The sequence below is a fragment of the Rhodoblastus sp. genome (assembly GCF_041915505.1).
GTDB lineage: Bacteria > Pseudomonadota > Alphaproteobacteria > Rhizobiales > Beijerinckiaceae > Rhodoblastus.
In genome coordinates, this window is sequence record NZ_JAYSBG010000023.1 from 1 (window position 1) to 22504 (window position 22504).

At 63.2% G+C, this 22504-nt stretch carries 28 protein-coding genes; 18 read left to right on the top strand and 10 right to left on the bottom strand.

All coding sequences use genetic code 11. The annotated features are described in order from the left end of the window. The 4 genes from ACE3S9_RS03045 to ACE3S9_RS03060 all read left to right on the top strand — a co-directional run. Nucleotides 1–536 (top strand): uroporphyrinogen-III C-methyltransferase (locus tag ACE3S9_RS03045; protein ID WP_374544956.1); only part of this gene is annotated, 536 nt, incomplete at its 5' end. Next, on the top strand, nucleotides 523–1626 hold the full coding sequence (locus ACE3S9_RS03050) for a P-loop NTPase (RefSeq protein ID WP_374544957.1): 1104 nt from the start codon (nucleotides 523–525) through the stop codon (nucleotides 1624–1626). The genes ACE3S9_RS03045 and ACE3S9_RS03050, both read left to right, overlap by 14 nt. 93 nt (nucleotides 1627–1719) lie before the next feature. Beyond that, on the top strand, nucleotides 1720–2205 hold the full coding sequence (locus ACE3S9_RS03055) for an N-acetyltransferase family protein (RefSeq protein WP_374544958.1): 486 nt from the start codon (nucleotides 1720–1722) through the stop codon (nucleotides 2203–2205). Between the two features lie 157 nt (nucleotides 2206–2362). Then, nucleotides 2363–2683 (top strand): ArsR/SmtB family transcription factor, encoded by a 321-nt coding sequence (locus tag ACE3S9_RS03060; protein ID WP_374544982.1) that lies wholly within the window; start codon nucleotides 2363–2365, stop codon nucleotides 2681–2683. Here the strand turns inward: ACE3S9_RS03060 and ACE3S9_RS03065 are convergent. The 7 genes from ACE3S9_RS03065 to ACE3S9_RS03095 all read right to left on the bottom strand — a co-directional run bounded on the left by ACE3S9_RS03065 (nucleotide 2667) and on the right by ACE3S9_RS03095 (nucleotide 7525). After that, a complete protein-coding gene (locus ACE3S9_RS03065) occupies nucleotides 2667–2894 on the bottom strand; it encodes a sulfurtransferase TusA family protein (RefSeq protein WP_374544959.1) in 228 nt (75 codons plus the stop codon). The two genes, ACE3S9_RS03060 and ACE3S9_RS03065, sit on opposite strands and share 17 nt — an antisense overlap. Before the next feature lie 34 nt (nucleotides 2895–2928). Beyond that, entirely contained in the window at nucleotides 2929–3435 is a 507-nt protein-coding gene (locus tag ACE3S9_RS03070) for a DsrE/DsrF/DrsH-like family protein (RefSeq protein WP_374544960.1), read from the bottom strand. A gap of 42 nt (nucleotides 3436–3477) precedes the next feature. Further along, nucleotides 3478–4761, bottom strand: a complete 1284-nt coding sequence (locus ACE3S9_RS03075) for an NAD(P)/FAD-dependent oxidoreductase (RefSeq protein WP_374544961.1) — start codon at nucleotides 4759–4761, stop codon at nucleotides 3478–3480. Between the two features lie 321 nt (nucleotides 4762–5082). Beyond that, nucleotides 5083–6114 carry a YeiH family protein gene (locus tag ACE3S9_RS03080; protein ID WP_374544962.1) on the bottom strand — a complete coding sequence of 344 codons (1032 nt, stop codon included), beginning with the start codon at nucleotides 6112–6114 and terminating at the stop codon, nucleotides 5083–5085. A 93-nt stretch (nucleotides 6115–6207) separates the two neighbouring features. Next, nucleotides 6208–6426, bottom strand: a complete 219-nt coding sequence (locus ACE3S9_RS03085; protein WP_374544963.1) for a hypothetical protein — start codon at nucleotides 6424–6426, stop codon at nucleotides 6208–6210. Then, nucleotides 6423–6623 carry a sulfur relay protein DsrC gene (locus ACE3S9_RS03090; protein ID WP_374544964.1) on the bottom strand — a complete coding sequence of 67 codons (201 nt, stop codon included), beginning with the start codon at nucleotides 6621–6623 and terminating at the stop codon, nucleotides 6423–6425. Before ACE3S9_RS03090 ends, ACE3S9_RS03085 begins: the two co-directional genes overlap by 4 nt. Beyond that, complete coding sequence (locus ACE3S9_RS03095; protein ID WP_374544965.1) at nucleotides 6602–7525, bottom strand: TauD/TfdA family dioxygenase; 924 nt, start codon at nucleotides 7523–7525, stop codon at nucleotides 6602–6604. Before ACE3S9_RS03095 ends, ACE3S9_RS03090 begins: the two co-directional genes overlap by 22 nt. Nucleotides 7526–7727: 202 nt before the next feature. Between ACE3S9_RS03095 and dsrA the strand changes: the two genes are divergently transcribed. The 14 genes from dsrA (at nucleotide 7728) to ACE3S9_RS03165 (ending at nucleotide 20493) form a co-directional block, all read left to right on the top strand. Continuing rightward, entirely contained in the window at nucleotides 7728–9035 is a 1308-nt protein-coding gene (gene dsrA, locus ACE3S9_RS03100) for a dissimilatory-type sulfite reductase subunit alpha (RefSeq protein WP_374544966.1), read from the top strand. A gap of 71 nt (nucleotides 9036–9106) precedes the next feature. Continuing rightward, entirely contained in the window at nucleotides 9107–10186 is a 1080-nt protein-coding gene (gene dsrB / locus ACE3S9_RS03105) for a dissimilatory-type sulfite reductase subunit beta (RefSeq protein ID WP_374544967.1), read from the top strand. Between the two features lie 150 nt (nucleotides 10187–10336). Beyond that, complete coding sequence (gene tusD, locus ACE3S9_RS03110; protein ID WP_374544968.1) at nucleotides 10337–10729, top strand: sulfurtransferase complex subunit TusD; 393 nt, start codon at nucleotides 10337–10339, stop codon at nucleotides 10727–10729. Between the two features lie 115 nt (nucleotides 10730–10844). Continuing rightward, complete coding sequence (gene tusC / locus ACE3S9_RS03115) at nucleotides 10845–11261, top strand: sulfurtransferase complex subunit TusC (RefSeq protein ID WP_374544969.1); 417 nt, start codon at nucleotides 10845–10847, stop codon at nucleotides 11259–11261. A gap of 9 nt (nucleotides 11262–11270) precedes the next feature. Further along, nucleotides 11271–11579, top strand: coding sequence for a sulfurtransferase complex subunit TusB (tusB, locus tag ACE3S9_RS03120; protein WP_374544970.1), 309 nt, complete (start codon nucleotides 11271–11273; stop codon nucleotides 11577–11579). Between the two features lie 24 nt (nucleotides 11580–11603). Continuing rightward, entirely contained in the window at nucleotides 11604–11939 is a 336-nt protein-coding gene (locus ACE3S9_RS03125) for a TusE/DsrC/DsvC family sulfur relay protein (RefSeq protein ID WP_374544971.1), read from the top strand. Between the two features lie 54 nt (nucleotides 11940–11993). Continuing rightward, nucleotides 11994–12725, top strand: coding sequence for a respiratory nitrate reductase subunit gamma (locus tag ACE3S9_RS03130; RefSeq protein WP_374544972.1), 732 nt, complete (start codon nucleotides 11994–11996; stop codon nucleotides 12723–12725). 10 nt (nucleotides 12726–12735) lie between these two features. After that, a complete protein-coding gene (dsrK, locus tag ACE3S9_RS03135) occupies nucleotides 12736–14277 on the top strand; it encodes a sulfate reduction electron transfer complex DsrMKJOP subunit DsrK (protein WP_374544973.1) in 1542 nt (513 codons plus the stop codon). Further along, the gene (locus tag ACE3S9_RS03140; RefSeq protein WP_374544974.1) at nucleotides 14270–16228 is read left to right on the top strand and encodes an NAD(P)-binding protein; all 1959 of its coding nucleotides are present in this window, start codon (nucleotides 14270–14272) and stop codon (nucleotides 16226–16228) included. Before dsrK ends, ACE3S9_RS03140 begins: the two co-directional genes overlap by 8 nt. Nucleotide 16229: 1 nt before the next feature. After that, the gene (locus tag ACE3S9_RS03145; RefSeq protein WP_374544975.1) at nucleotides 16230–16694 is read left to right on the top strand and encodes a hypothetical protein; all 465 of its coding nucleotides are present in this window, start codon (nucleotides 16230–16232) and stop codon (nucleotides 16692–16694) included. Beyond that, a complete protein-coding gene (gene dsrO, locus ACE3S9_RS03150) occupies nucleotides 16691–17476 on the top strand; it encodes a sulfate reduction electron transfer complex DsrMKJOP subunit DsrO (RefSeq protein ID WP_374544976.1) in 786 nt (261 codons plus the stop codon). The genes ACE3S9_RS03145 and dsrO overlap by 4 nt, the downstream gene beginning before the upstream one ends. Before the next feature lie 19 nt (nucleotides 17477–17495). Further along, nucleotides 17496–18707, top strand: coding sequence for an NrfD/PsrC family molybdoenzyme membrane anchor subunit (gene nrfD / locus ACE3S9_RS03155; protein ID WP_374544977.1), 1212 nt, complete (start codon nucleotides 17496–17498; stop codon nucleotides 18705–18707). After that, nucleotides 18704–20134 carry a cobyrinate a,c-diamide synthase gene (locus ACE3S9_RS03160; RefSeq protein ID WP_374544978.1) on the top strand — a complete coding sequence of 477 codons (1431 nt, stop codon included), beginning with the start codon at nucleotides 18704–18706 and terminating at the stop codon, nucleotides 20132–20134. Before nrfD ends, ACE3S9_RS03160 begins: the two co-directional genes overlap by 4 nt. Nucleotides 20135–20154: 20 nt before the next feature. Next, entirely contained in the window at nucleotides 20155–20493 is a 339-nt protein-coding gene (locus ACE3S9_RS03165) for a TusE/DsrC/DsvC family sulfur relay protein (RefSeq protein WP_374544979.1), read from the top strand. Nucleotides 20494–20520: 27 nt separating this feature from the next. On the opposite strand, the gene trxC is transcribed toward ACE3S9_RS03165, so the two are convergent. The 3 genes from trxC to ACE3S9_RS03180 form a co-directional block, all read right to left on the bottom strand. Then, nucleotides 20521–20970 carry a thioredoxin TrxC gene (gene trxC, locus ACE3S9_RS03170; protein ID WP_374544980.1) on the bottom strand — a complete coding sequence of 150 codons (450 nt, stop codon included), beginning with the start codon at nucleotides 20968–20970 and terminating at the stop codon, nucleotides 20521–20523. Nucleotides 20971–20987: 17 nt separating this feature from the next. Continuing rightward, complete coding sequence (locus ACE3S9_RS03175; RefSeq protein ID WP_374544983.1) at nucleotides 20988–21644, bottom strand: SDR family NAD(P)-dependent oxidoreductase; 657 nt, start codon at nucleotides 21642–21644, stop codon at nucleotides 20988–20990. 186 nt (nucleotides 21645–21830) lie between these two features. Beyond that, nucleotides 21831–22504: efflux RND transporter permease subunit (locus ACE3S9_RS03180; RefSeq protein ID WP_374544981.1), on the bottom strand; the 674-nt coding region annotated here is incomplete at its 5' end.

Here is a 22504-nt window from a genome sequence, read left to right on the forward strand (position 1 = left end):
GCGTGCTGCGGCTCAAGGGCGGCGACCCGTTCATTTTCGGGCGCGGCGGCGAGGAGATCGAAAAACTCGCGGAGCAGCGCATTCCCTTCCAGGTCTGCCCCGGCGTGACCGCCGCGGCCGGCTGCGCGTCTTATGCCGGCATACCGCTGACCCATCGCGATTACGCGCAATCCTGCGTCTTCGTCACCGGCCACGGCAAGGACGGCCCGATCGATCTCGACTGGTCGACGCTGCTGCGGCCGCGTCAGACCATTGCGATTTACATGGGCCTCGCCCATCTGGATTATCTGATGCGGGAACTCCTGCGCCATGGCGCCGATCCTGCCAAACCGGTGGCGATTGTCGAAAACGGCACACGCGCCAACCAGATCACGGTGACGGGGACGATAGCCGACATAGCGGGCAAGGCGGTCGCCGCCGGCCTGCGCGGTCCGACCATCATCATCGTCGGCGAGGTGGTGGGCCTGCGCGACAAGCTCAACTGGTATCTCCCCAAACCCCAAACCGATCCGGAGAGCGATCATGGCCACGAATGAGGAGGCGCTCGCCGCGCTGAATGCCGTCATGGGACCCGACGGCCGCACGCCGCTGCCGCAATCGGGCGCCCTGTCCGGGCTGTCGATCCACGACGACAAGATCTATCTGTCGCTTTCCGTCTCGCCCGACCAGGCCAAGGCCAGCGAGCCGATGCGGCTGGCGGCCGAACAGGCCCTGAAGGCCCTGCCCGGCGTGACCGCGGCTTTCGTCGCGCTCACCGCCGAGCGGCCACCGCAGCCTAAACCTTCGCAGCCTCTGACGTCCCACGGCGACGCGCCCGCGCAGGGCCCCGGCCTCGATCACGTCAAACAGATCGTCGCGATCGCTTCCGGTAAAGGCGGCGTCGGCAAATCCACCACCGCCGCCAATCTCGCCGTGGCTTTGGCGGCGCTCGGCCAGAAGGTCGGCCTGCTCGACGCCGACGTGTTCGGCCCCTCGCTGCCGATGCTGTTCGGCGTCTCGGGCAAGCCGAATTTGGCGTCGGACGGTCATTTGCTGGAGCCTTTCGTCAAATATGGCGTCAAGCTGATATCGATCGGCTTCCTGGTGCCAGACGACGCCGCCGTGGTCTGGCGCGGCCCGCTAGTGATGACGGCGATCCGCCAATTGCTGCGCGATGTGGCCTGGGGCGATCTCGACGTGCTGGTGGTCGACATGCCGCCCGGCACCGGCGACGTGCAACTGACCATGGCGCAGAACGCCTCGCTCGCCGGCGCCGTGATCGTCTCTACGCCGCAGGACATGGCCCTGATCGACGCCCGCCGGGCCATCGCCATGTTCAACCAGGTCAAGACCCCGGTGCTTGGCCTGTTCGAGAATATGAGCTATTTCCTGTGCCCGCATTGCGGCGGCCGCACCGAAATCTTCGCCCACGGCGGCGCCAAGGCCGAGGCCGAAAAACATAATGTGCGTTTCCTCGGAGCGGCCCCGCTCGACCTGAAGATCCGCGAAACCTCGGACGCCGGCGCCCCCGTCGTCGCCTCCGCCCCGGACTCGGCTCAGGCGCGACCCTATTTCGAACTCGCCCGCGCCGTTCAGGACGAACTCAATAAGGGCAAACGGCGCGCGCCGGTCTTTTCGGCGGTGTGAGGCGCGGCGATCGGGACATTGCGCGCCTTGCGCCTTTGATGCGACAGAGAGAGGCTGAGCGAATTCGCCCGGCTTCCTTTCGAAGGTCCCCTCATGACTTCCGAAACCTCGTGGTCTTTTGCCCGCCTCGGCCCCGATGACGCCGATCGTTATCTCGATCACCTGATGCGACTTGACGCCGAGGACCGGCGTTTTCGCTTCTTCGAAAATCCGCCTGAATTCATGATCGCGCTGCACGCCGGCGCTGCGACCTCGGACGGCCGGGCCGTTCTCGCCTGCGCGGCCGAAGGCGAAATTCGCGGCGCGGGCGAACTGGTCCCCGATGTGACCGACGCCGCACTTGGCGAACTTGCTTTCAGCGTCGAGCGTCGATGGCGCCGGCTGGGCCTCGGCGCAGCGCTGATGCGAAAGATGATCGACATCGCCCGCGAAAAGGGCGTTGCGCGCCTCGAATTGGAAATTCTTCCCGAGAACGAGGCCATGCAGGCGCTGGCGCGGCGGTTTGCCACGGATCTGGAGTCCCGCGGCGACACGATCGTCGCGAAAATCAGCACGACGCCTCGGCAGGACGTTGTCTAAACGAAAAACAAATTTTCATATTCGACTATTCAAAAACAGTCTTTACAACCCGATTAATCCACCCTACTTATCAACTAAACGATGCTGCAATGCGAAAGGCTCCACCGTGGCTGCGGCGAAGCGAAAAGAAGTCCAGCTCTCCGACGACCTCGGCGAGATCGCGGATTCGGCGCATGGCGCGGCCGATTTTCTCAAGGCCCTGGCCCATGAATCGCGCTTGCTGATTCTGTGCCTGCTCTGTCAGGGCGAAAAGTCCGTCAGTGAACTCGAGAGCCTGCTGTCGCAGCGGCAATCGACAGTGTCCCAGCAGCTTGCGCGGCTGCGACTCGAAGGGCTGGTTTCATACCGGCGCGACGGCAAATCGATCTATTACAATCTCGCGAATGACGACGTGCGGACGATCCTGAAAGCCGTTTACGACGTTTTTTGCGCGAAGCGCGGATCGTCCGCCAAACAACGCCTCAGGCGACATGCTTGATCACGAAACGATAGACCCCGCCATCCGACGAGGATTCAACCAGTTCGTTGCCCGTGGTCCGGCAGAAGGCGGCGAAATCGGCGACGGAACCCGGATCGGTCGCGAGGATTTCTAGCGTTCCGCCAGCCGGCACTTCCTTCAGCGTCTTCTTCGCGCGCAGGATCGGCAGCGGGCAGTTCAGTCCCTTCGCGTCGAGCATCTTGTCAGCCATGATTTTCCCTCTTGGTCGTATCTGAACGGCAGGATCAGATGAACAGGTTGATGTCGGACTTGAGCGCCTTTTCCATATAGGTCGCTGCGCCGCCAAGCGTGACGCCATCGATCAGATCCGACTGATGATATTCGAACAGATCGAGCGTCATCTGACAGGCGATGAGATTGACGTCGGATTCGATCGCCGCCTCGCGCAACTCCTCGATCGAGGCGACGCCCTTCTTCTTGATCAGGTTCTTCATCATGACCGTGGCGCCGGCATCGACGCCGGGGATCATATTGATGATGTTGGGCATGGCCATGTGCATGCCCATGATCGGCATTTTCATTGCCGCATTGCCCAGCGGGGTCACCTGAAGGTCGAGCTTCTTTTTCAGAAGTTCGAGCCCATAGAAGGTGAAGAACAATGTGACGTCGACGCCCATGGCCGCCGCCGTCGTCGCGAGGATGAAGGGCGGATAGGCCCAGTCCAACGATCCCTTGGTGACGATGATCGTCATCGTCTTCGCATTGGTTCCGGCGCTGATTTGTTCGGTCATTGAATGGTCCCTTTCCCGGCTCGGCAGCCGCATTGACGCGGCTCAATCCGTCGAGACGTCCTTGAGCTTTCCGATGCCAAGCATGTTGAGCGCTGCCGATTCATAGAACGGCTCGCTGGTTCCCTTGCGCATCTTGCGGATGAAATATTTCTCGAAACCGATCTTGGCGGCATGAACCCAACGGCCCGAGCCGGACCAGTTGACGTTGCGCGGCGGGATCTGGGGCTGGGCGACGAAGGCGATCCCCGTGTCGCCGAAATCGGCGAGGCAGACCGCATTCCACGAACCCTGGTAGATCGGCTTCCGGCCGCGCAGGATTTCGCCGATATTTTTCGCCGCCGCCGTGACCATGGATTCGATCATGAAGCCGGTCTTGGGCACGCCGCAGGGCACCGGTGTCGGCCCCATCGGCGGAATGGCGACACAGACGCCCACCGCGAAAACGTTCTGATATTTCGGATTCCGCTGATGCTTGTCGACGACGACAAAGCCGCGCGGATTGACCAGACCCTCGATGCCGCGCAACGGCTTGATACCGCGAAAGGCGGGCAGCATCATCGCCATGCCAAATGGCATTTCCTTGGTCGCCTTGACGGAGCCGTCATCGGCGATTTCCTCGACGATCATCTTACCGCTCTCGACCTTCTTCACGCGCGAACTGGTCAGCCATTTGATGTGCTTCTCGCGCAGCGCCCCTTCGAGCAGGCCCTTGGTGTCGCCGACGCCGTCGAGGCCGAGATGGCCGATATAGGGCTCCGAGGTGATGAAGGTCATCGGAACCTGGTCGCGGATCTTGCGGCGACGCAGCTCCGTTTCCAGAATGAAGGTGAATTCATAAGCCGGCCCGTAGCAGGACGCGCCCTGCGCCGCGCCGGTGATGACCGGCCCCGGCTTCTTGCAGAATTCCTCTAAGGTCAGCGCCGTTTTTTCAGCGTGATCGATATGGCAGACCGACGAGGTAAAAGCCTCGGGGCCGAAGCCCTCGATCTCGTCGAACGCGAGTTCCGGGCCGGTGGCGACGATCAGATAATCGTAGCTCAGCGACGAGCCATCCTCGAGCTCAAGCCGGCTGGTCTCCGGATCGATCTTGGCGACTGGAACGGGCTTGAAGTCAATGCCGCGCCGAGAAAAGGTTGGCGCGAGATCGATCTCGACTGATTCCCGCGTGCGCCATCCGACAGCGACCCAGGGATTGGACGGGACGAAATGATAGATCGGATCCCTGGTGACGACGATCAGCCGATCCTCCGGCCGCATTGCGTCCTTCATTTCATAGGCCATGATGACGCCGCCCAAACCGGCGCCCATGATGACGATGTCCGCCATGTCTCTCTCCCCGTCGACTCTGCCGCCGGTCACGGCTCCGCCGATGTTTTTATTATATTAGGCTATTCGAATTTATACGATTGTCGAGCAAAATATAGCGCCCGACCGCCTTTTCATGCGGGAAGCGTCATCCTGCGCAACGCGCGCCTTCCTTTCTTCGGTCAATTGGCGATTTCGGGTATCTGGCCATCGTCGGCGATCCATCCCCCGGAATATTATGATCCAACCACTTGCGTTCGCGCTTTTCACCCGGTCCAGAAGCCAATGCGGCCCGTGGACCGCAACCTGTCGTTACATTCGCCTTATCGCGGCGCTCTTCGATCAGAGCGCGAATTTGATCAGTCCGAGCACCGTCACGCTGATGAAAGCGGAGGCGAACAGGCCGAGCGCGAGCGGACGGACGCCAGCGGAAAACACGTGGCGCAGGTTGGTGTGCAGGCCCATCGCGGCCATGGCCATCGACAGCAGGAATGTCGTCCCCGCGCGGATCGGGCCGCTCACATCGGCCGGGATCGCGACCACGCTGTTGAGCGCCGCCATGGCAAGGAAACCGATCAGGAACCACGGGAAGGGCGGACGGCCGCGCTGGCCGTCGCCGACCCAGTTCATCCGAACGAACAATTCGCCGAGCAGGATGATGACCGGCGCCATCATTGCGACGCGGGTTAGCTTGGCGATCGTGCCGACCTGAAGCGCTTCGGCCCCGCCCTGCGCGGAGGCGAAGACCGCCTGCGCGACCTCATGGACCGAGGAGCCCGCCCATAGGCCATATTGTGCTTGCGACAAGTGCAGCGGGGCGGCCAGAGCCGGATACAGGAACATGGCGATGGTGCCGAACAGGGTGACGCCGGCGACCGCATAAGCCGCGTCGTCATCCTCGCCGCCGGTCGCGGCCTTGGCCGCGACGATCGCCGAAGCGCCGCAGATCGAGGTGCCGACGCCGATCAGCAGGGCCAGGCCACGCGGCACGCCCATGAGCCGGCCGACGATCATGGTCGCGGCGAGGGTCGCGAGCAGACCCGTCGCGATGATCGCAAGGCCGCCGAAGCCGACGTCCGCCGCCTGCTGGGCGGTGATCTGAAGCCCGATCAGCACGATCGAGAAGCGCAGGATGCGGCGCAGCGAGAAATTGACGCCATCGGCCGTCCCCGCGATATTCCCCATCGTGTTGTGGATCGCGGCGCCGATCAGGATCGCGAGGATCATCGGGCTGAGCTTGTCGACGCCGGGAATCATCCGCAGGGCATAGGCGAGCAGAGCGATGCCGCCAGTCAGGGCGAGGCCCGGAGCCAGCGACAGAATCGCGCTCTTTTTCTTGCGCGCGCTCGGTGTCGCGACGTTGACTGTCGTCATGTGACGCCTGCCTTCTTCAGTTCGTCACAGTCTCAAACATTCAAATATTTCTATCAATCGCTAAATTCCGATTGAATCGTTCGATATTATCGATCATTCGTCGACCGACCTCCCAGCAGCCCAGTCGGCCATCAACTGACCCCATCGGTCTGCCGTCGCCGCATCGATCTCGAGAATCGTGTAACGGCCGCCTTCCCGGATCGTCACCCGAAGCAGCGTCATCCCGCTCTCATAGGCGATTTCGTCGAGGCGAATCCTGCGGCCATAAGGCGCCTGGATTTCACCGATGTCGCGCTTCGGCGCCTGGCTCATCGGCCGGGGGCCTCGGCGTTATAGAAGGCCTGTTCCAGTCGATGCTCCCATTTGCGCGGCGTGTCCGGATATTCGGGCTTGATGTCGAAATAGAGATGGATTTCGCCGTCGCGGGCCGCCTGCACGACCTTCTGCTCAAGCTCGGAAAATGTCGTCATCTGCGGGTTGCCGATGATCAATTCGCTGATGCGGGCCATGGGTTTTCCTCGTTCGTCTCGATCCGGTTATGGAAACGGATGCGGCACAGCAGTCGCGGCGAGCGGCCATCGTCCTGAAAGGCGGAACGATCGTGCGGCACATTGTTGCAGAGCACGCCCTGCCCGGGCGCAAGTCCGACGCGGCGCGCCAGAGGTTCGGCCTCGATCAGCGCGAGCAGGCGCTCGGCGGCGGCGCGCGTCTGCGCATCGCGCCATTCGACATATTTCTTGCGCGCGGTATAGCGCATGGCCAGCGCGCCAGACGAATCGAGGAAAAAGACGGGGCCGGCATTGGCGGCGCGGACACGCCCCGAATCGTCGGCGGCCTCGGGAATGATCATGGCTTGCGGATGCATCAGCAGACGCACGGCCTCGGCGTCATCGTCCCGCAGGCGCAAATAGGCTAGCTCATGATCGAGCAGGCGATTCTCGCCGCCTTCGGACGCAGCGGCCGCGCAATGCAGGATCATGCCGCGCACGCAATGCGCCGGTCCGTGATAATTGTAATAGCCGTCCGTGTGCCAGACGATTCGCCGATTCGTATAGGGGATATAACCCGCGCGACCGCCCATGCGAGCGACTTCGATCCGCACGACGCCGTTACGATTGGCCGAGCGATGGTCTTCGACGGCGCGCAGGTTGAAAGCGCTCGCAAAGGCCAACAGCCACGCGTCGACGTCGCCCGGCGTGCGGCGCCACTCGTAAAGCGCGTAATTGGTCGCGGCGATCCGGTCGAGCAGCGCCTTGCGCTCTTGCGCCAAAAGGGCGTTCGGATCGCCGACGGCCACGGGCGCCGCAGTCGCCGCCGCCTCGGCTCTTTGCAACTTCCAGCCGCGCCAGCGACGCCACGACTCCTCCTCCTCAAGGGCGAAAACGGCGGGCCGCCAACCGTCGCCAAACATGCCATCCCCATGATAGTCATCTGTTTTTTCTTGATTTTGAGGCGAATGCGAGAAAATCTCCATTTCCCTCTCCTTCATCTATTCTCATATTCGCATTTTCTGTTATGATCGCAAGAACCAAAAAACGAAGCGGCTCAAATCGCCGCGCAATGCAAGCGCGAGGCGAACGGCTTTGCCCGTAACGCCCCAAGGGAGGGTAGTCATGTCGCAGGACGATTCCATGCGTTCGGAAAAGGGCGGCGCGTCGACGCCACAACATCCGACGCCGCTTCTCGACGAACTCGAAACCGGCCCGTGGCCGAGTTTCGTCACCGGCCTGAAACGGCTGCGCGACAATACGCAAGCGCAATATGCGCCGATGATGAACGATCTGCTCGGCCAGCTTGAACATTCATATGAGGAGCGGCTCGGCTTCTGGAAGGGCGGCACGGTTTCGGTCTTCGGCTATGGCGGCGGCGTGATCCCCCGTTTCTCGGAAGTGGCTGCGAAATTCCCCGCCTCGAAAGAATTCCACACCCTGCGCGTCCAGCCGCCGGCGGGCATGCATTACACCACCGACGTGCTGCGCCAGCTCTGCGACATCTGGGAGCGTCACGGCTCGGGCCTGATCGCCTTCCACGGCCAGTCGGGCGACATCATGTTCCAGGGTTGCTCGTCCGAGAATGTCCAGCCGGCCTTCGACGAACTCAACGAGATCGGCTTCGACCTCGGCGGCGCCGGCCCGGCGCTGCGCACGTCGATGAGCTGCGTCGGCCATGCGCGCTGCGAGATGTCCTGCTATGACGAGGTCAAGGCGCATCGCGAGGTCATCAATGAATTCCTCGACGAGATGCATCGCCCGGCTTTGCCCTACAAGTTCAAGTTCAAATTCTCGGGCTGCGGCAATGATTGCGTGAACGCCATCCATCGCGCCGACTTCGCCGTGATCGGCACATGGCGCGACGATATGAAGGTCAATCAGGACGAGGTGAAAGCCTATGTCGGACGCGTCGGCCGCAAATATGCGATCGACCATGTCATCGCCATGTGCCCGACCCGCGCGCTCTCGCTCAACGACGACGACACCCTCGACGTCGACAACAAGAGCTGCGTGCGCTGCATGCACTGCCTGAATGTGATGAACAAGGCGCTCGCGCCGGGCGACGAGCGCGGCGCGTCGATCCTCGTCGGCGGCAAGCGCGCGCTCAAGGTCGGCGACCTGATGGGCATCAACATCATCCCGTTCTTCAAGCTCGACACGGACGAGGATTACCAGAACCTCGTCGCGCTGGCGCGACGCATGCTCGAATTCTTCGCCGACAACGCGCTGGAGCACGAGCGGATCGGCGAGACGATCGACCGCATCGGTCTGCCCATGTTCCTCGAAGCGATGGAAATCGAGCCCGATCCGAACATGGTCAACCATCCGCGCACGTCCTGCTACGTCCGCACCGACGATTTCACCGACGAGGCCGAGAAATATTTCGAGCGCAAGGCCCGCGAAGCCGGCCTTAACGTCGCCGCCGACTGAAGTCTCGAACGACCCAATAACAGGCGTCGCGAAAGCGGCGGCGCCATAACCAGTCATCCGGAGGAAATTCCATGAGCAGCGCTGCCGCGATGCGCCGTCCCGACGAGACCGGCGTTCCGGATCCCTTCCCCTATATGCATCCGCTGATGAAGAAGAATTACGGCGCCTGGGCCTGGCACGACCGTCCGCGCCCCGGCGTGCTGCATCACGTTGCGAAAAGTGGCGACGAGATCTGGACCGTGCGCGCCGGCACGCAGCGCCAGATGGACGTCTTCACCATCCGCAAGCTCTGCGACATCGGCGACCGTTTCGCCGACGGCCATGTGCGCTTCACCACGCGCTCGAACATCGAATTCATGGTCTCCGCTCAAGCCAAGGTTCAACCATTGATCGACGCGCTCGGAGCCGAGGGCTTCCCGATCGGCGGCACCGGCAATTCCGTATCGATGATCTCGCACACCCAGGGCTGGCTGCATTGCGACATTCCGGGCACGGACGCCTCCGGCGTCGTGAAGAGCCTGATGGACATGATGCACAAGGAGTTCATCCGCGAGGAAATGCCAAATCGCGTGCGCATCACCACCTCCTGCTGCCAGATCAATTGCGGCGGCCAGGGCGATATTTCAATCAATGTCCAATATACCAAGCCGCCGAAGATCAACCACGACCTCGTCTCGAAAGTCTGCGAGCGTCCCGCTGTCGTCGCGCGCTGCCCGGTGGCGGCGATCCGTCCGGCGCTGGTCGACGGCAAGCCCTCGCTCGAAGTCGATGAGCAGAAGTGCGTCTGCTGCGGCGCCTGCTATCCGCCCTGCCCGCCGATGCAGATCAATGGCGCGGACTCGACCAAGATCGCGGTCTGGGTCGGCGGCAAGCATTCCAACGCACGCTCCAAGCCGACCTTCCACAAGCTGGTCGTCGCCAACCTTCCGAACAACCCGCCACGCTGGCCGGAGGTCGAGGAAGTCGTCCGCACGATCCTCTATGCCTACAAGGACAATGCGAAGGACTGGGAGCGCCTCGGCGAATGGATCGAACGCATCGGCTGGCCGCGCTTCTTCGAGCTGACCGGCTTCGCCTTCACCAAGCACCATCTCGATACCTGGGCCGGCGCCCGCAAGACCATGAACATGTCGGCCCACGTGCATTTCTGAGCGGTTTTGGCCGGGCGAGGCTCCCCACGACGCCTCGCCCGGCTGCCGGAACGGATTTTCGGACCTTGTTCCATCTCATTGCGCAAATGCACGACACATTCGAATGCGTCGCGATGAGACGGCTCCAGTCATTCAGCCAGTGAGGTCGCCTTGCGCTTCGCCATCCAGATCAATGAAGGGCCCTATACCCATCAGGCGTCCGACACCGCTTTTCAATTCGCCAAGGCCGCCTTGGCGAAAGGGCACGAGATTTTCCGCGTGTTCTTCTATCACGACGGCGTCAACAACGGCACGCGCTACACCGTGCCGCCGCAGGACGACCGCAACCTCCAGAAACTCTGGAGCGAACTCGCCGAGGCCCACAAGCTCGATCTCGTCGTCTGCATCGCCGCCGCGCAGCGGCGCGGCATTCTCGACGCCAACGAAGCCAAGCGCCAGGGCAAGGACGGCGACAATATCGCGCCCGGATTCCGCATCTCGGGCCTTGGCCAACTGATCGAGGCCGGCATCCAGTCCGACCGTCTGCTCGTGTTCGGCGATTGAGGCCGGATCTCGTTCATGAGGCCCGGCTAGGAGCGAACGCCATAGGGCGTAAGACGCCCGTCCCGGACGGGCTAGGGCCGAGCTGACGCGAGGGTTAAAAGACAGAGATAAAATCATGACCGACGAACAGGTGAAAAAGAAATTTCTCTACATCAACCGCAGGGCGCCTTTCGGCACCATCTACGCGCTGGAATCGCTCGAGGTCGTGCTGATCGGCGCCGCCTTCGAGCAGGACGTCAGCCTCGCCTTCCTCGATGACGGCGTGTTCCAACTGATGAACAACCAGGACGCAGCCGCCGCGGGCATGAAGAATTTCTCGAAGATCTATCGCGCGCTCGGCGACTACGAAGTGCGCAAGCTTTATGTCGAGAAGGATTCGCTCGATCTGCGCGGGCTGACGGTCGATGACCTGATGCCGATCACCTACGAAGACGAAGAGGACGACTATAACGAAAAGCCGTCGCTCATCTTCGTCGACAAAGCCGAAATGGCGAAGCTGATCGCCGACCAGGACGTCGTCCTGAGCTTCTGAGGCCACTTCATGTCCACTCTGCACACGGTCAACAAATCGCCTTACGAACGCAACGCGCTGAAGAGCTGCCTCGATCATGTGTTGGCCGGCGATCGCGTTCTTCTGATCGAGGACGGCGTCGTCGCGGCCCGCAAGGGCGGCGCCTTCGCGCAGGCTCTGGGCGACGCGGGGCGTCAATGCGCGGTCTATGCCCTGGCGCCGGATCTCGCCGCGCGAGGCATCGGCCCGAGCGACCTCATGGAAGGAATCGAAACCGTCGATTACGGCGGCTTCGTCGAACTGGCGGCCAGCGCCTCGCGCGTCTGCTCATGGCTTTAATTTGCGACCCCTCGGGAGAAGAGAATGTCGGGTTATCAGGTGAATGGTTCGGTCATCGAACATGACGAAGAAGGTTATCTCAAGGACATCGGCCAGTGGAGTAAGGACGTCGCCGACGTCATCGCCCAGGCCGAGAAAATCGACATGTCCGACGAGCACTGGGAAGTCGTGAACTTCCTGCGCGATTATTACGACGAATATCAGATCGCCCCGGCGGTCCGCATTCTCGTGAAGGAAATGACCAAGAAATACGGCAAGGAAAAGGGCGACCAGAAGGCGCTCTACAACTTGTTCCCCTACGGGCCGGCAAAGCAGGCGTGCAAGATCGCGGGTCTGCCCAAGCCGACAGGCTGCGTGTGATCCAGTCATGACTTGATCCGAAGGGCCGAAAGAGCTCCGGATCGGGAGGAAACCATGTTGACGCTCTTTTACGCGACGGCGTTCTACGCCGCGTCGCTGTGGCTGGTTGCGGCCCTTTTCCGGCGCGTCTGGCTCTATGCGACGACCCCCGCGCCGCTGAAGATTCCGACGACGCCGGCGCCCCTCACCAGGGGCGGCGTCGTCCTGCGGATGCTGCGCGAGGTCACTCTGTTCGAAAGCCTGTTCAAATCCAACAAATGGATCTGGCTGTTCGGATGGATCTTCCATGTCGCGCTGGCCGTCGTCCTCCTGCGTCACCTGCGTTATTTCCTCCAGCCCGTTCCGGAACTGGTCGTCCTGGTCCAGCCCTTCGGCATTCTCGCCGGCTTCGCCATGGTCGGCGGGCTCGCGGCCTTATGGGCGCGCCGGCTGGCAGTCGAGCGCATCCGATACATCAGCGGCCCTTCCGACCATCTGATGCTGGCGCTGCTGATGGCGATCGGCCTCAGCGGCCTGGCCATGAAATTCCTGGCGCACACCGATATCGTCGCTGTGAAGGCCTTCTTCCTCGGCCTGATCTATCTCGACTGGCGCCCCCTGCCCGCCGATCCGGCGTTGCTCGTCCATCTGACGCTGGTGCTGACGCTGATGGTTGTCTTCCCGATCTCGAAGCTGTTGCACGCGCCCGGCGTCTTCTTCAGCCCGAGCCGCAACCAGGCCGACGATAGCCGTGAACGCCGCCACGTTCCGCCAGCGCGGCTCGAATCCACTCCCCGGCGCGCCTGAGGATTTTGACATGGCCGAAGCTGACAGCGACTTCGATCCCAAGGAAAAGGTCCACGGCGACCCCATCGAACTGCCGCAACTCGCCTGCGGCGCGATGGCCGGATCCAAGCCTTTTCCCGCCGCGGCCAATCACCAGCAGCCGCTCGGCTTTCCCGGCGAACTGGTCGAGGATTGGCACGACAAGGCGATTACGAGGCTCGGCGAGCTGGTCGACAATTCGCGGGCGCTTCGCGTTTATCTCGACGCCTGCGTCAAATGCGGCGCCTGCACCGACAAATGCCATTATTTCCTCGGCACCTCCGACCCCAAGAACATGCCGGTCGCCCGCCAGGATTTGCTGCGCAAGGTCTACCGTCGCCACTTCACCTTCGCCGGGAAATATTTCCCGAAACTGGTCGGCGCCGAGGATCTGACCAGAGAGGTTCTCGACGACTGGTATTCCTATTTTCACCAGTGCTCGCAGTGCCGGCGCTGCTCCGTCTTCTGCCCCTATGGCATCGACACCGCCGAAATTTCCATGGCCGCGCGCGACATCATGGACACGATCGGCATGGGGCAGAAATATTCCAACGAGATCATCGGCAAGGTCTTCAATATCGGCAATAATCTCGGCCTGCCGCCCAAGGCCCTGCGCGCGACGCTGGAAGGGCTGGAGGACGAGATCGAGGAAGAGACCGGCGTGCGCGCGCGCCTGCCGCTCGACGAAAAGGGCGCCGACATTCTGCTGGTGACGCCGAGCGCGGATTTCTTCGCTTCGCCGCATATGGAGGGCCTGCTCGGCTACGCCAAGGTGCTGCACGAATCCGGCGTGTCGTGGACATTGTCGAGCCACGCCTCGGAAGCGGCGAATTTCGGCATGTTCATCGGCTCGCAGGAGAATATGCAAAAGATCGCGCTGCGCATCCGCGACGCCGCGATCGAGCTCGGCGTCAAGCGCATCGTCATCGGCGAATGCGGCCACGCCTGGCGCGTCGCCTATTCCTTCCTCGACACGCTGGCCGGGCCATTCGATTTCCTCGACCGCAATTTTCCGGTCCCGCAGCATATCTGCGAATTCACCTATGACCTGATCCAGAACAGCAAGCTCCGCTTTGACAAGTCGAAGAACGACGAGTTCCGCCTGACCTTCCACGATTCCTGCAATGTCGCGCGCGCCTCGCGCATGGGCGACTGGGCGGGCGGCCAGTTCGACATACCGCGCGCGATCCTGCGCACGGTCTGCAACCATTATTTCGACATGGCGCCGGAGACGATCCGTGAGCAGACCCTGTGCTGCGGCGGCGGCGGCGGCCTGTTGACCGACGAATTGATGGACGTCCGAACCAAGGGCGCCATGCCGCGCATGCGCGCGCTTCAGGAAGTCGCCGAGGAAAACGGCGTGACCCATATGGCCGCCATCTGCGCCATCTGCAAGGCGCAGTTCTCCAAGGTGCTTCCGCAATATGGATTCGACCGCGAGGCCATCGTCAGCGTCCACCAGATGGTGTCGAACGCGATCATCCTGACCGGTTCGGTTCAGGCCAAGGAATTGGAGGAGAGCAGCCATGAATGAGACGGCGCCCAAAAAGAACCTCACCTTCCGCCGTTTCAAGAATGGCGAGACGATGTGGGACTGGCCGGACCTGACGGAAAAGATCTTCCAGCAGGACAAGAGCTACAAATGCCCGACCTATGTGCATCGCGCGCCGCCCTGCCAGGGCTCTTGCCCGTCGGGTCATGACATTCGCGGCTGGCTGGCCATCGCGCGCGGCATGGACAAGCCGCCGGTTCCCGGCATGGCCTGGCAGGAATATGCCTTCATCCGCATGGTCGAGGCGAACCCCTTCCCCGCAAGCATGGGCCGCGTCTGTCCGGCGCCTTGCGAAGACGGCTGCAACCGCAACGAGGTCGACGATTTCGTCGGCATCAACGGCGTCGAGCAATATGTCGGCGACTGGGCGATCCAGCACAATCTCAAGCTGCCGGAGCCGGCCGCGCTCGACGGCAAGAAGGTCGCGGTGATCGGCGGCGGTCCGGGCGGACTTTCCGCCGCCTGGTTCCTCCGCCGCAATGGCCATGCCGTGACGATCTTCGAGGCGCATGACAAGCTCGGCGGCATGATGCGCTACGGCATCCCCGGCTATCGCACGCCGCGCGACATGCTGGACGCCGAAATCGCGCGGATCATTTCGCTCGATGGCGTGACCGTAAAGCTGAACACGCGCGTCGGCTCGGACATTTCGATGGACCAGCTCGACCGCGATTATGACGCAATCTTCTGGGCGATCGGCGCGCAAAAAGGGCGTCCGCTGCCGGTTCCCGGCGCCGATGCGCCGAACTGCATCACCGGCGTGGAATTCCTCGACGCCTTCAACCAGGGCTGGGCGCTTTCGACCGCGAAGAACATCATCGTCGTCGGCGGCGGCGACACCTCGATCGACGTCGCCTCGGTCGCCCGCCGCATCGGCCATATTTCCGCGGCGCACGCCCATGACACCGGCGCGGAAACGGGCTCGCTCGGCCATACCGCCCATGATGTCGCCGGCGCGCTGGCGCGCGAGGGCGTCAAATCGACCCTGACCTCGCTGTTCCCGATCGACCAAATGACCGCCGCCGAGCGCGAACGCGAGGACGCCAAGCGCGAAGGCGTCGATATCAAGGGCGGCGTCATGCCGCTCGAAGTGATCAAGAACGACCAGGGCGTCGCCATCGGCCTGCGCCTCTGCGCATGCACGATGAAGGGCGTCGTGCCCCAGCCGGTCGACGGCACTGAATTCGTGCTCGACTGCGACATGATCATCTCCGCCATAGGCCAGATGGCCGACCTCGCCGACGGGCTCGAAAAGCTCGACGGCGGCCGCTCGGCCATCGCCATTGACGGACTCTATCGCGTCAAGGGCATGGAGAAACATTTCGCCGGCGGCGACGCCGTGCGCCCACATCTGCTGACCACCGCGATCGGCCACGGCCGCGTCGCCGCCGAAACCATCTCGCATTATCTCTCCGGCCATCTCGAAGAGAAGCGGCCGAAGGTCGACGTCAACCAGTTCAACCTGCTGGAAGAACTGCACCAGCGCGCGCTCGACCCGGCGCCCTATGACCACAGTCAGAGCCGCGGCACGTCGTCAGGTAGATATGCGATCCACAATTACGAAGACCGCGGCGCCGCCCAGATCATCCCGCACCGCGACCTCTACAAGGGGCACTTCACCTATGTCGCGCGCGAGACGCGCGACGAGCGTCATGTCGACGCCGATCACGTGCTGGGCGATTTCGAGGAGCGCATCGTCGGCTTCAGCGAAGAGCAGGCGAAAAAGGAAGGCGAGCGCTGCATGTCCTGCGGCATGTGCTTCGAATGCGACAATTGCGTGATCTTCTGCCCGCAGACCGCCGTCGAGCGCGTGCCGAAAAAGGAGCGTGCGGTCGGACGCTATGTCCGGACCAATTATTCGAAATGCATCGGCTGCCATATCTGCGCCGACGTCTGCCCGACCGGCTATATCCAGATGGGCCTCGGGGAATAGGATGCGCCCGCTGCGGAACATATTCGCCGCAATCCTGCTCCTGAGCGGCGCCGCCCTCTGGGCGACCGCTCGAGCCGACGACGGCGCCGGCCGCACGCCGACGCCGCACCCGCCGCGCGCCCAGGGCGAGCATTGCGTCGCCGACACCGATTTCATGCGGCGCAATCACATGAAAATGATGATGGCGCATCGTCAGGACGTACTGCACGAGGGCGTCCGCACGCCGCAGTTCAACATTTCCGGCTGCGTCAATTGCCATGCCGTGAAGGGCGACGACGGCAAGCCCGTCTCCTTCGCCAGCCCGCAGCATTTCTGCCGCTCCTGTCACACCTATGCGGCGGTGAAGATCGATTGCTTCGAGTGCCATAATTCGCGTCCCGAGACCGATGGCAAAGCCGCCGCGACCGAAATCGACGGCGAAGACGCCGCCAGGCTCGCTGCATTTCTGCGGGAGACAAAACAATGAGCGCCTGTTCGGGAGGCTGTTCCGGCGGCTGCGGCAAATCTGCCGCCAAGCCCGCAACGGACCGGCGCAGCCTGCTGCGCACAGCGGGCGCTTTCGCCGCCACGCTGCTGGGGCCGGGGGTGACGCTCTACGCCTTCGGCGGCGAGGCGAAGGCGCGACCGCAGAATGAGCCGGCTTCGCCGACGAAGCGCTGGGGCCTGCTGATCGACCTCAACAAATGCAAGATCGGCTGCACCGCCTGCGTCACCGCCTGCAACGATTATAACGGGTTGAAAAGCTCGGGCCTTCCGGAAATCGACGCGCAATGGATCCGCAAGGTCACCCTGCGCGATCCGCGCACGGGCGTCGAGCGCTCGGCGCCGGTGATGTGCCAGCATTGCGCCGATCCGCCCTGTGTCGACGTCTGCCCGACGGGGGCCTCGATGAAGCGCGCAGACGGCATCGTGCTTGTCGACAAGCACATCTGCATCGGTTGCCGCTATTGCATGATGGCCTGCCCTTACAAGGCCCGCTCCTTTGTCCATGAGGAGCACGACGACCAGAAGGTCAACGCGCCGCGCGGCAAGGGCACGGTCGAAGGCTGCACGCTCTGCGTCGACCGGGTCGACGCCGGCAAGAATCCGGCTTGCGTCGACGCCTGCGCACGGGAGGGCGGCGCGATGATCTTCGGCGATCTCAACGATCCCGAAAGCGAGATCTCCAAGGCCTTGCGCGCCATGCCGACCGTGAAGCTGCGCGCCGATCTCGCGGTCAAGCCTGCCATTTCCTACGCCAATCTGTGAAAGTTTCGGGAGAGCGCCGATGGCGCAGAAATATCGCCGCCTGACCTCGCATACGCCGCTGTTCTGGCTCCTTATCGCGCTGCATGTCGTTGCGGTCGCGGCGGGCATGGGCGCGGCGTTCTACATGGAGACGAATGGCCATCATGTGACCGGAATGACCAACCAGATCGTCTGGGGAACGCCGCATGTCTTCGCGGTCTTCCTGATCGTCTCGGCCTCGGGCGCGCTCAATGTGGCGTCGGTTTCGTCTGTTTTCAACCGGCTGAACTACAAGCCCTTCGCCCGGCTTTCCGGCGTGCTCGCCATCGCGCTTCTGCTCGGCGGCCTCGCCGTGCTGGTGCTCGACCTCGGCCGGCCCGACCGCCTGCTCGTGGCGATGACCACCAACAACTTCCGTTCGATCTTCGCCTGGAACATCTATCTCTATACGGGATTCATGGCGATCGTCGGCGCCTATCTCTTCACCATGATGGATCGCCGGGCCTCCAAGAATTACGCGCTCGGCAAGGCGCTCGGTTCGCTGGCCTTCGGTTGGCGCCTGGTCCTCACCATGGGCACGGGCTCGATCTTCGGCTTCCTCGTCGCGCGCGACGCTTATTTCGGCGCGATCATGGCGCCCCTGTTCATCTCCTCGTCGCTTGTCTATGGCCTCGCCTTCACCGTTCTGGTGCTCGCCACCATGTCGCGGGAAACGAGAGCCGAGCTGATGCCGGAGGAAATGATCGTCAAATTCCGCGGCCTGCTGATCCTTTTCGTCCTGACCACAGTCTTCCTCACCTTCATCGCCCATATCGCCAAGATCTACGCGGCGCCCTACCGCAGCATCGAAGCCTTCCTGCTGCTCAATGGCGGCGTCTATCCGGCCCTGTTCTGGATCGGCCAGCTCGCGATCGGCTCGATCGCGCCGGTCGCTTTGCTGGCGACCGCCGATAATGGCCGCAAGGGCCGGGTCGCGCTGGCGCTGGCTTCCGTTCTCATCCTGATCGGCGGCCTCGCCCAGATGTATGTCATCATCATCGGCGGCCAGGCTTATCCTCTCACGATCTTCCCCGGCTACGAGGTCTCGAGCTCCTTTTTCGACGGCGTCGTCGCCGCCTATAGTCCGAGCCTGCCCGAGACGCTGCTGGGCGTCAGCGGCATTTCGATCGCCATGCTGATCGCTACCCTCGCCCTCCGACTGTTGCCCTTCCTGCCGGAGGCTCCGGCCAAGATCGGGAGCGCGGCGCCATGACCCGTTTCTACGTTTCGGCGGCGATTAAATCCTCGGGCAAGACCACTGTTTCGATCGGCCTCGCGGCGGCGATCGCCGCACGCGGGATGAAGATCCAGACCTTCAAGAAAGGCCCGGATTATATCGATCCGATGTGGCTTGCGCGCGCGTCCGGACGCCCCTGCTACAATCTGGATTTCAACACACAGGCGACGGACGAAATCGAGAAACTCTACGCCCACGGCTTCGGCGACGCCGAGCTTGCCCTGATCGAGGGCAACAAGGGCCTTCACGACGGCGTCGATCCGCGCGGCGGCGATTCCTCCGCCGCTCTCGCCAAGCTGCTGCGCGCGCCGGTCGTCCTTGTCATCGACACAACAGGCATGGCGCGCGGGATCGCGCCGCTGCTGCTCGGCTATCGCCAATTCGACCCGGAGGTCGAATTCGCAGGCATCATTCTCAACAAGGTCGGCGCCGCGCGGCAGGAGAGCAAACTGCGGCAGGCGGTCGAGAATTACACCGACCTGAAAGTGCTCGGCGCCATCGGTCGCGATGCAAAACTGAACATAGACGAGCGCCATCTCGGCCTGACGACGCCCAATGAAGCTGGCGAATGCGACGCCGTCATCGCGCATGCCCGCGACGCCGTCCTCAATGGCGTGGACCTCGACGGCCTGATCGCCGCTGCGATGCGGCCTGAGCCGCGCCCGGCCCCACGCCTGCGGGCGATCCCTTCGCCGGACGTTACGCTCGCCGTCGCGCGCGACGCCGCCTTCGGCTTCTATTATTCCGACGACCTCGAAGCGCTCGAGAACGCCGGCGCGCGGCTGGTCTTTTTCGACGCCCTGCGCGACAAAGCCCTGCCCGATTGCGACGGCCTGTTCATCGGCGGCGGCTTCCCCGAGACGCAGGCTGCGGCGCTGTCCGCCAATCGCTCGATGCGCCAAAGCGTCGGGTCCGCGATTGAGAGCGGCCTGCCGACCTATGCCGAATGCGGCGGCATGATGTATCTGACGCGCTCGATTCGCTTTTGCGGCGAAAGTCACGCGATGGTCGGAATCATTCCCGCCGATTCCGTCATGGGCGAACGTCCGCAGGGGCGCGGCCTGGTGAGGGTCGAGGAGACCGCAGATTTTCCGTGGCGTGGATCGGTCGCGGATGCGCCGCTGCCCGCCCATGAATTCCATTATGCCCGTCTGGAAAATATCGCGCCGGACTTGCGCTACGGCTGGCGCATGCGGCGCGGTCACGGAATCGACGGCTGCCGCGACGGGATCGTGATCGGGAACCTGTTCGCCAGCTTCACCCATCTGCGCAACGCCGCGCGCACGCCGTGGACGGATCGTTTCGTCGCCTTCGTCAGGGCGGAAAAGGCGAAACGCGCCGCACCGTTTTCCAGCGGGCGCGCGGCCGCGCGCATGCCGGCGTCTCTGCGCCGCGCCGTTTGACCCCGAGAAAGGACGGATTCATGAGCTACCAGTTCCAAGGCCGCGAAATCGAGACAACTGCCGCCGGCTATCTGGCCGATCCCGAGGATTGGAGCCGGGAGCTCGCCAGCCATATCGCGAGCCTCGACGGCGTCGAACTCGGCCCTCGCCACTGGGACGTGATCGACTATCTGCGCGAGGAATATTTCGAAAACAACCAGAGCACGCCGAACACGCGCACCATCATCAAGGCCATGTCCGACAAATGGGGCGAAAGGGTCGATCAGAAGACTCTCTACGACCTGTTCCCGCTCGATCCCTCCAAACAGGGCGGACGCATCGCCGGGGTCGCGGAAAGCCGCCGCAAGGGCGGCTATTGAGGCCTTCGCGTCGGATAGGCCGGCCCCTCAGGCGACGCCATGGCCAGCCGCCCAGCGCAGGATCGTGTTCGCATCTACCGCGCCCGCCTGCCGCGCCTGCTCGCGCCCGTCGCGGATCAGGATCAGAGTGGGGATCGACTGGATCCGGTAACGCGCGGCGGTCTCGCGCAGGCGCTCCGTATCGACCTTGAGAAAGCGCGCACGGGGTTCGAGGCGCTGGGCGGCGGCGGCAAATTGCGGCGCCATCATCTTGCACGGACCGCACCATTCGGCCCAGAAATCGACAAGGATCGGCAGGGTTGTGCGCGCGACGATCCGCTGAAATGTCTCGTCGTCCGCGGCTTCGATGGCGCCGTCGAACAAAGGCTTTCCGCATCGGCCGCAAGACGGCGGATTTCCCTCCGCCAGTTTGGCGCGGCTCGCCCGGTTGACCGCTCCGCAATGCGCGCACACCACATGAGCATCATTTTCGGCCATCGTCACATCCTTGCCTGTCATTCGCCGCCGGTCACCGGAATCAGCGCCCCGGTCACCGCCGAGGCGGCGTCGGAAAGCAGAAAGGCGATGACGCGCGCGATCGCCACGGGCGGCGTCCATTTCGAGAAATCGGCGCCCGGCATTGCCGCCCGGTTGGCCGGCGTGTCGATGATCGTCGGCAGCACGGCGTTGACCGTCACGCCCACATCGCGCAATTCCTCGGCGAGGCTTTCCGTCAGCCGCGCCACGCCGGATTTCGACGCCGCATAGGCGCCCATGGCGGCGCCCGCTTTCGCCGCCGCGCCGGCGCCAATATTGACGATTCGCCCCCGGCCCGCGAAATGCGGCAGCGCCGCGCCGCAGGAACAAAGCGCCGTGCGGAGATTGATGCGATACATACGGTCCCAGATCGCGGCGCCGCCCTCCGCGAGCGTCGCCATATCGAAGCCGCCGGCGATATTGACCACTCCATAGAGCGGGCCGGATCTTGCGACAGCGGCGTCGATGGCGCGCCGGCAGGCTTCCTCGTCCGCCAGATCGATTCCGGCGAAATCGACCGCCGGATCGCCCCAGTTTTCCGCGCGATCGACGCCCACGACATGAGCGCCGTGTTCGGCGAGCACGGCGGCAACAGCCGAACCAAGCGCGCCGGAGGCGCCCGTGACGATCACCATGCGTCCTTCAGGTTCGCGCACGTTCGGCTCCTTTCGTCAGCAAGGCAAACGCAAATCCCGTTCCGTATTCCTGTGCGCGGGCGCGCAAAATAGTCTCACACTCACATCCGAATTTCACAAGATCCGGGCGAGCCGAAACGAAAAAGGCGGAGCCTTCGCTGGCGTCGCCTTTGGCGGGGAGCCGGTTCAGCTCGCGTCGAAATTGGGGCCACCGCGCATGACCACGTAGATCGCTGGAATGACCAGCACGGTCAGCGCGGTAGACGACGCCAGGCCGAATAGCAGCGAGATCGCCAGCCCTTGGAAGATCGGGTCCGACAGGATCACGGCCGCGCCGATCATCGCGGCGAGCGCCGTGAGCAGAATCGGCTTGAAACGGATCGCGCCCGCCTCGATCAGCACCGCGCGCAGGCCCTTGGAGCGATCGGCGTGGCGCACGAAATCCACCAGCAGGATGGAATTGCGCACGATGATGCCGGCGAGCGCGATGAAGCCGATCATCGAGGTGGCGGTAAAGGCCGCATGAAACAGCCAATGGCCGAACATGATTCCGATAAAGGTCAGCGGGATCGGCGTCAGGATTACCAGCGGCAGTTTGAATGAGCGGAACTGCGCGACGACCAGGATATAGATCCCGACCAAAGCCGCCATGAAGGCCGCGCCCATGTCGCGGAAGGTCACCCATGTGACTTCCCATTCGCCGTCCCAGAGTAGAGACGCCTTTGTCTCGTCAAGCGGTTGGCCGTGCAGCAGGATTTGCGGCTTCGGCACGCCCGGCGGAAAATCCATCTTCTCCAGCGCTTCGTTCACCGCCAGCATGCCATAGAGCGGCGCCTCATAAGCGCCGGCAAGCTCGGCCT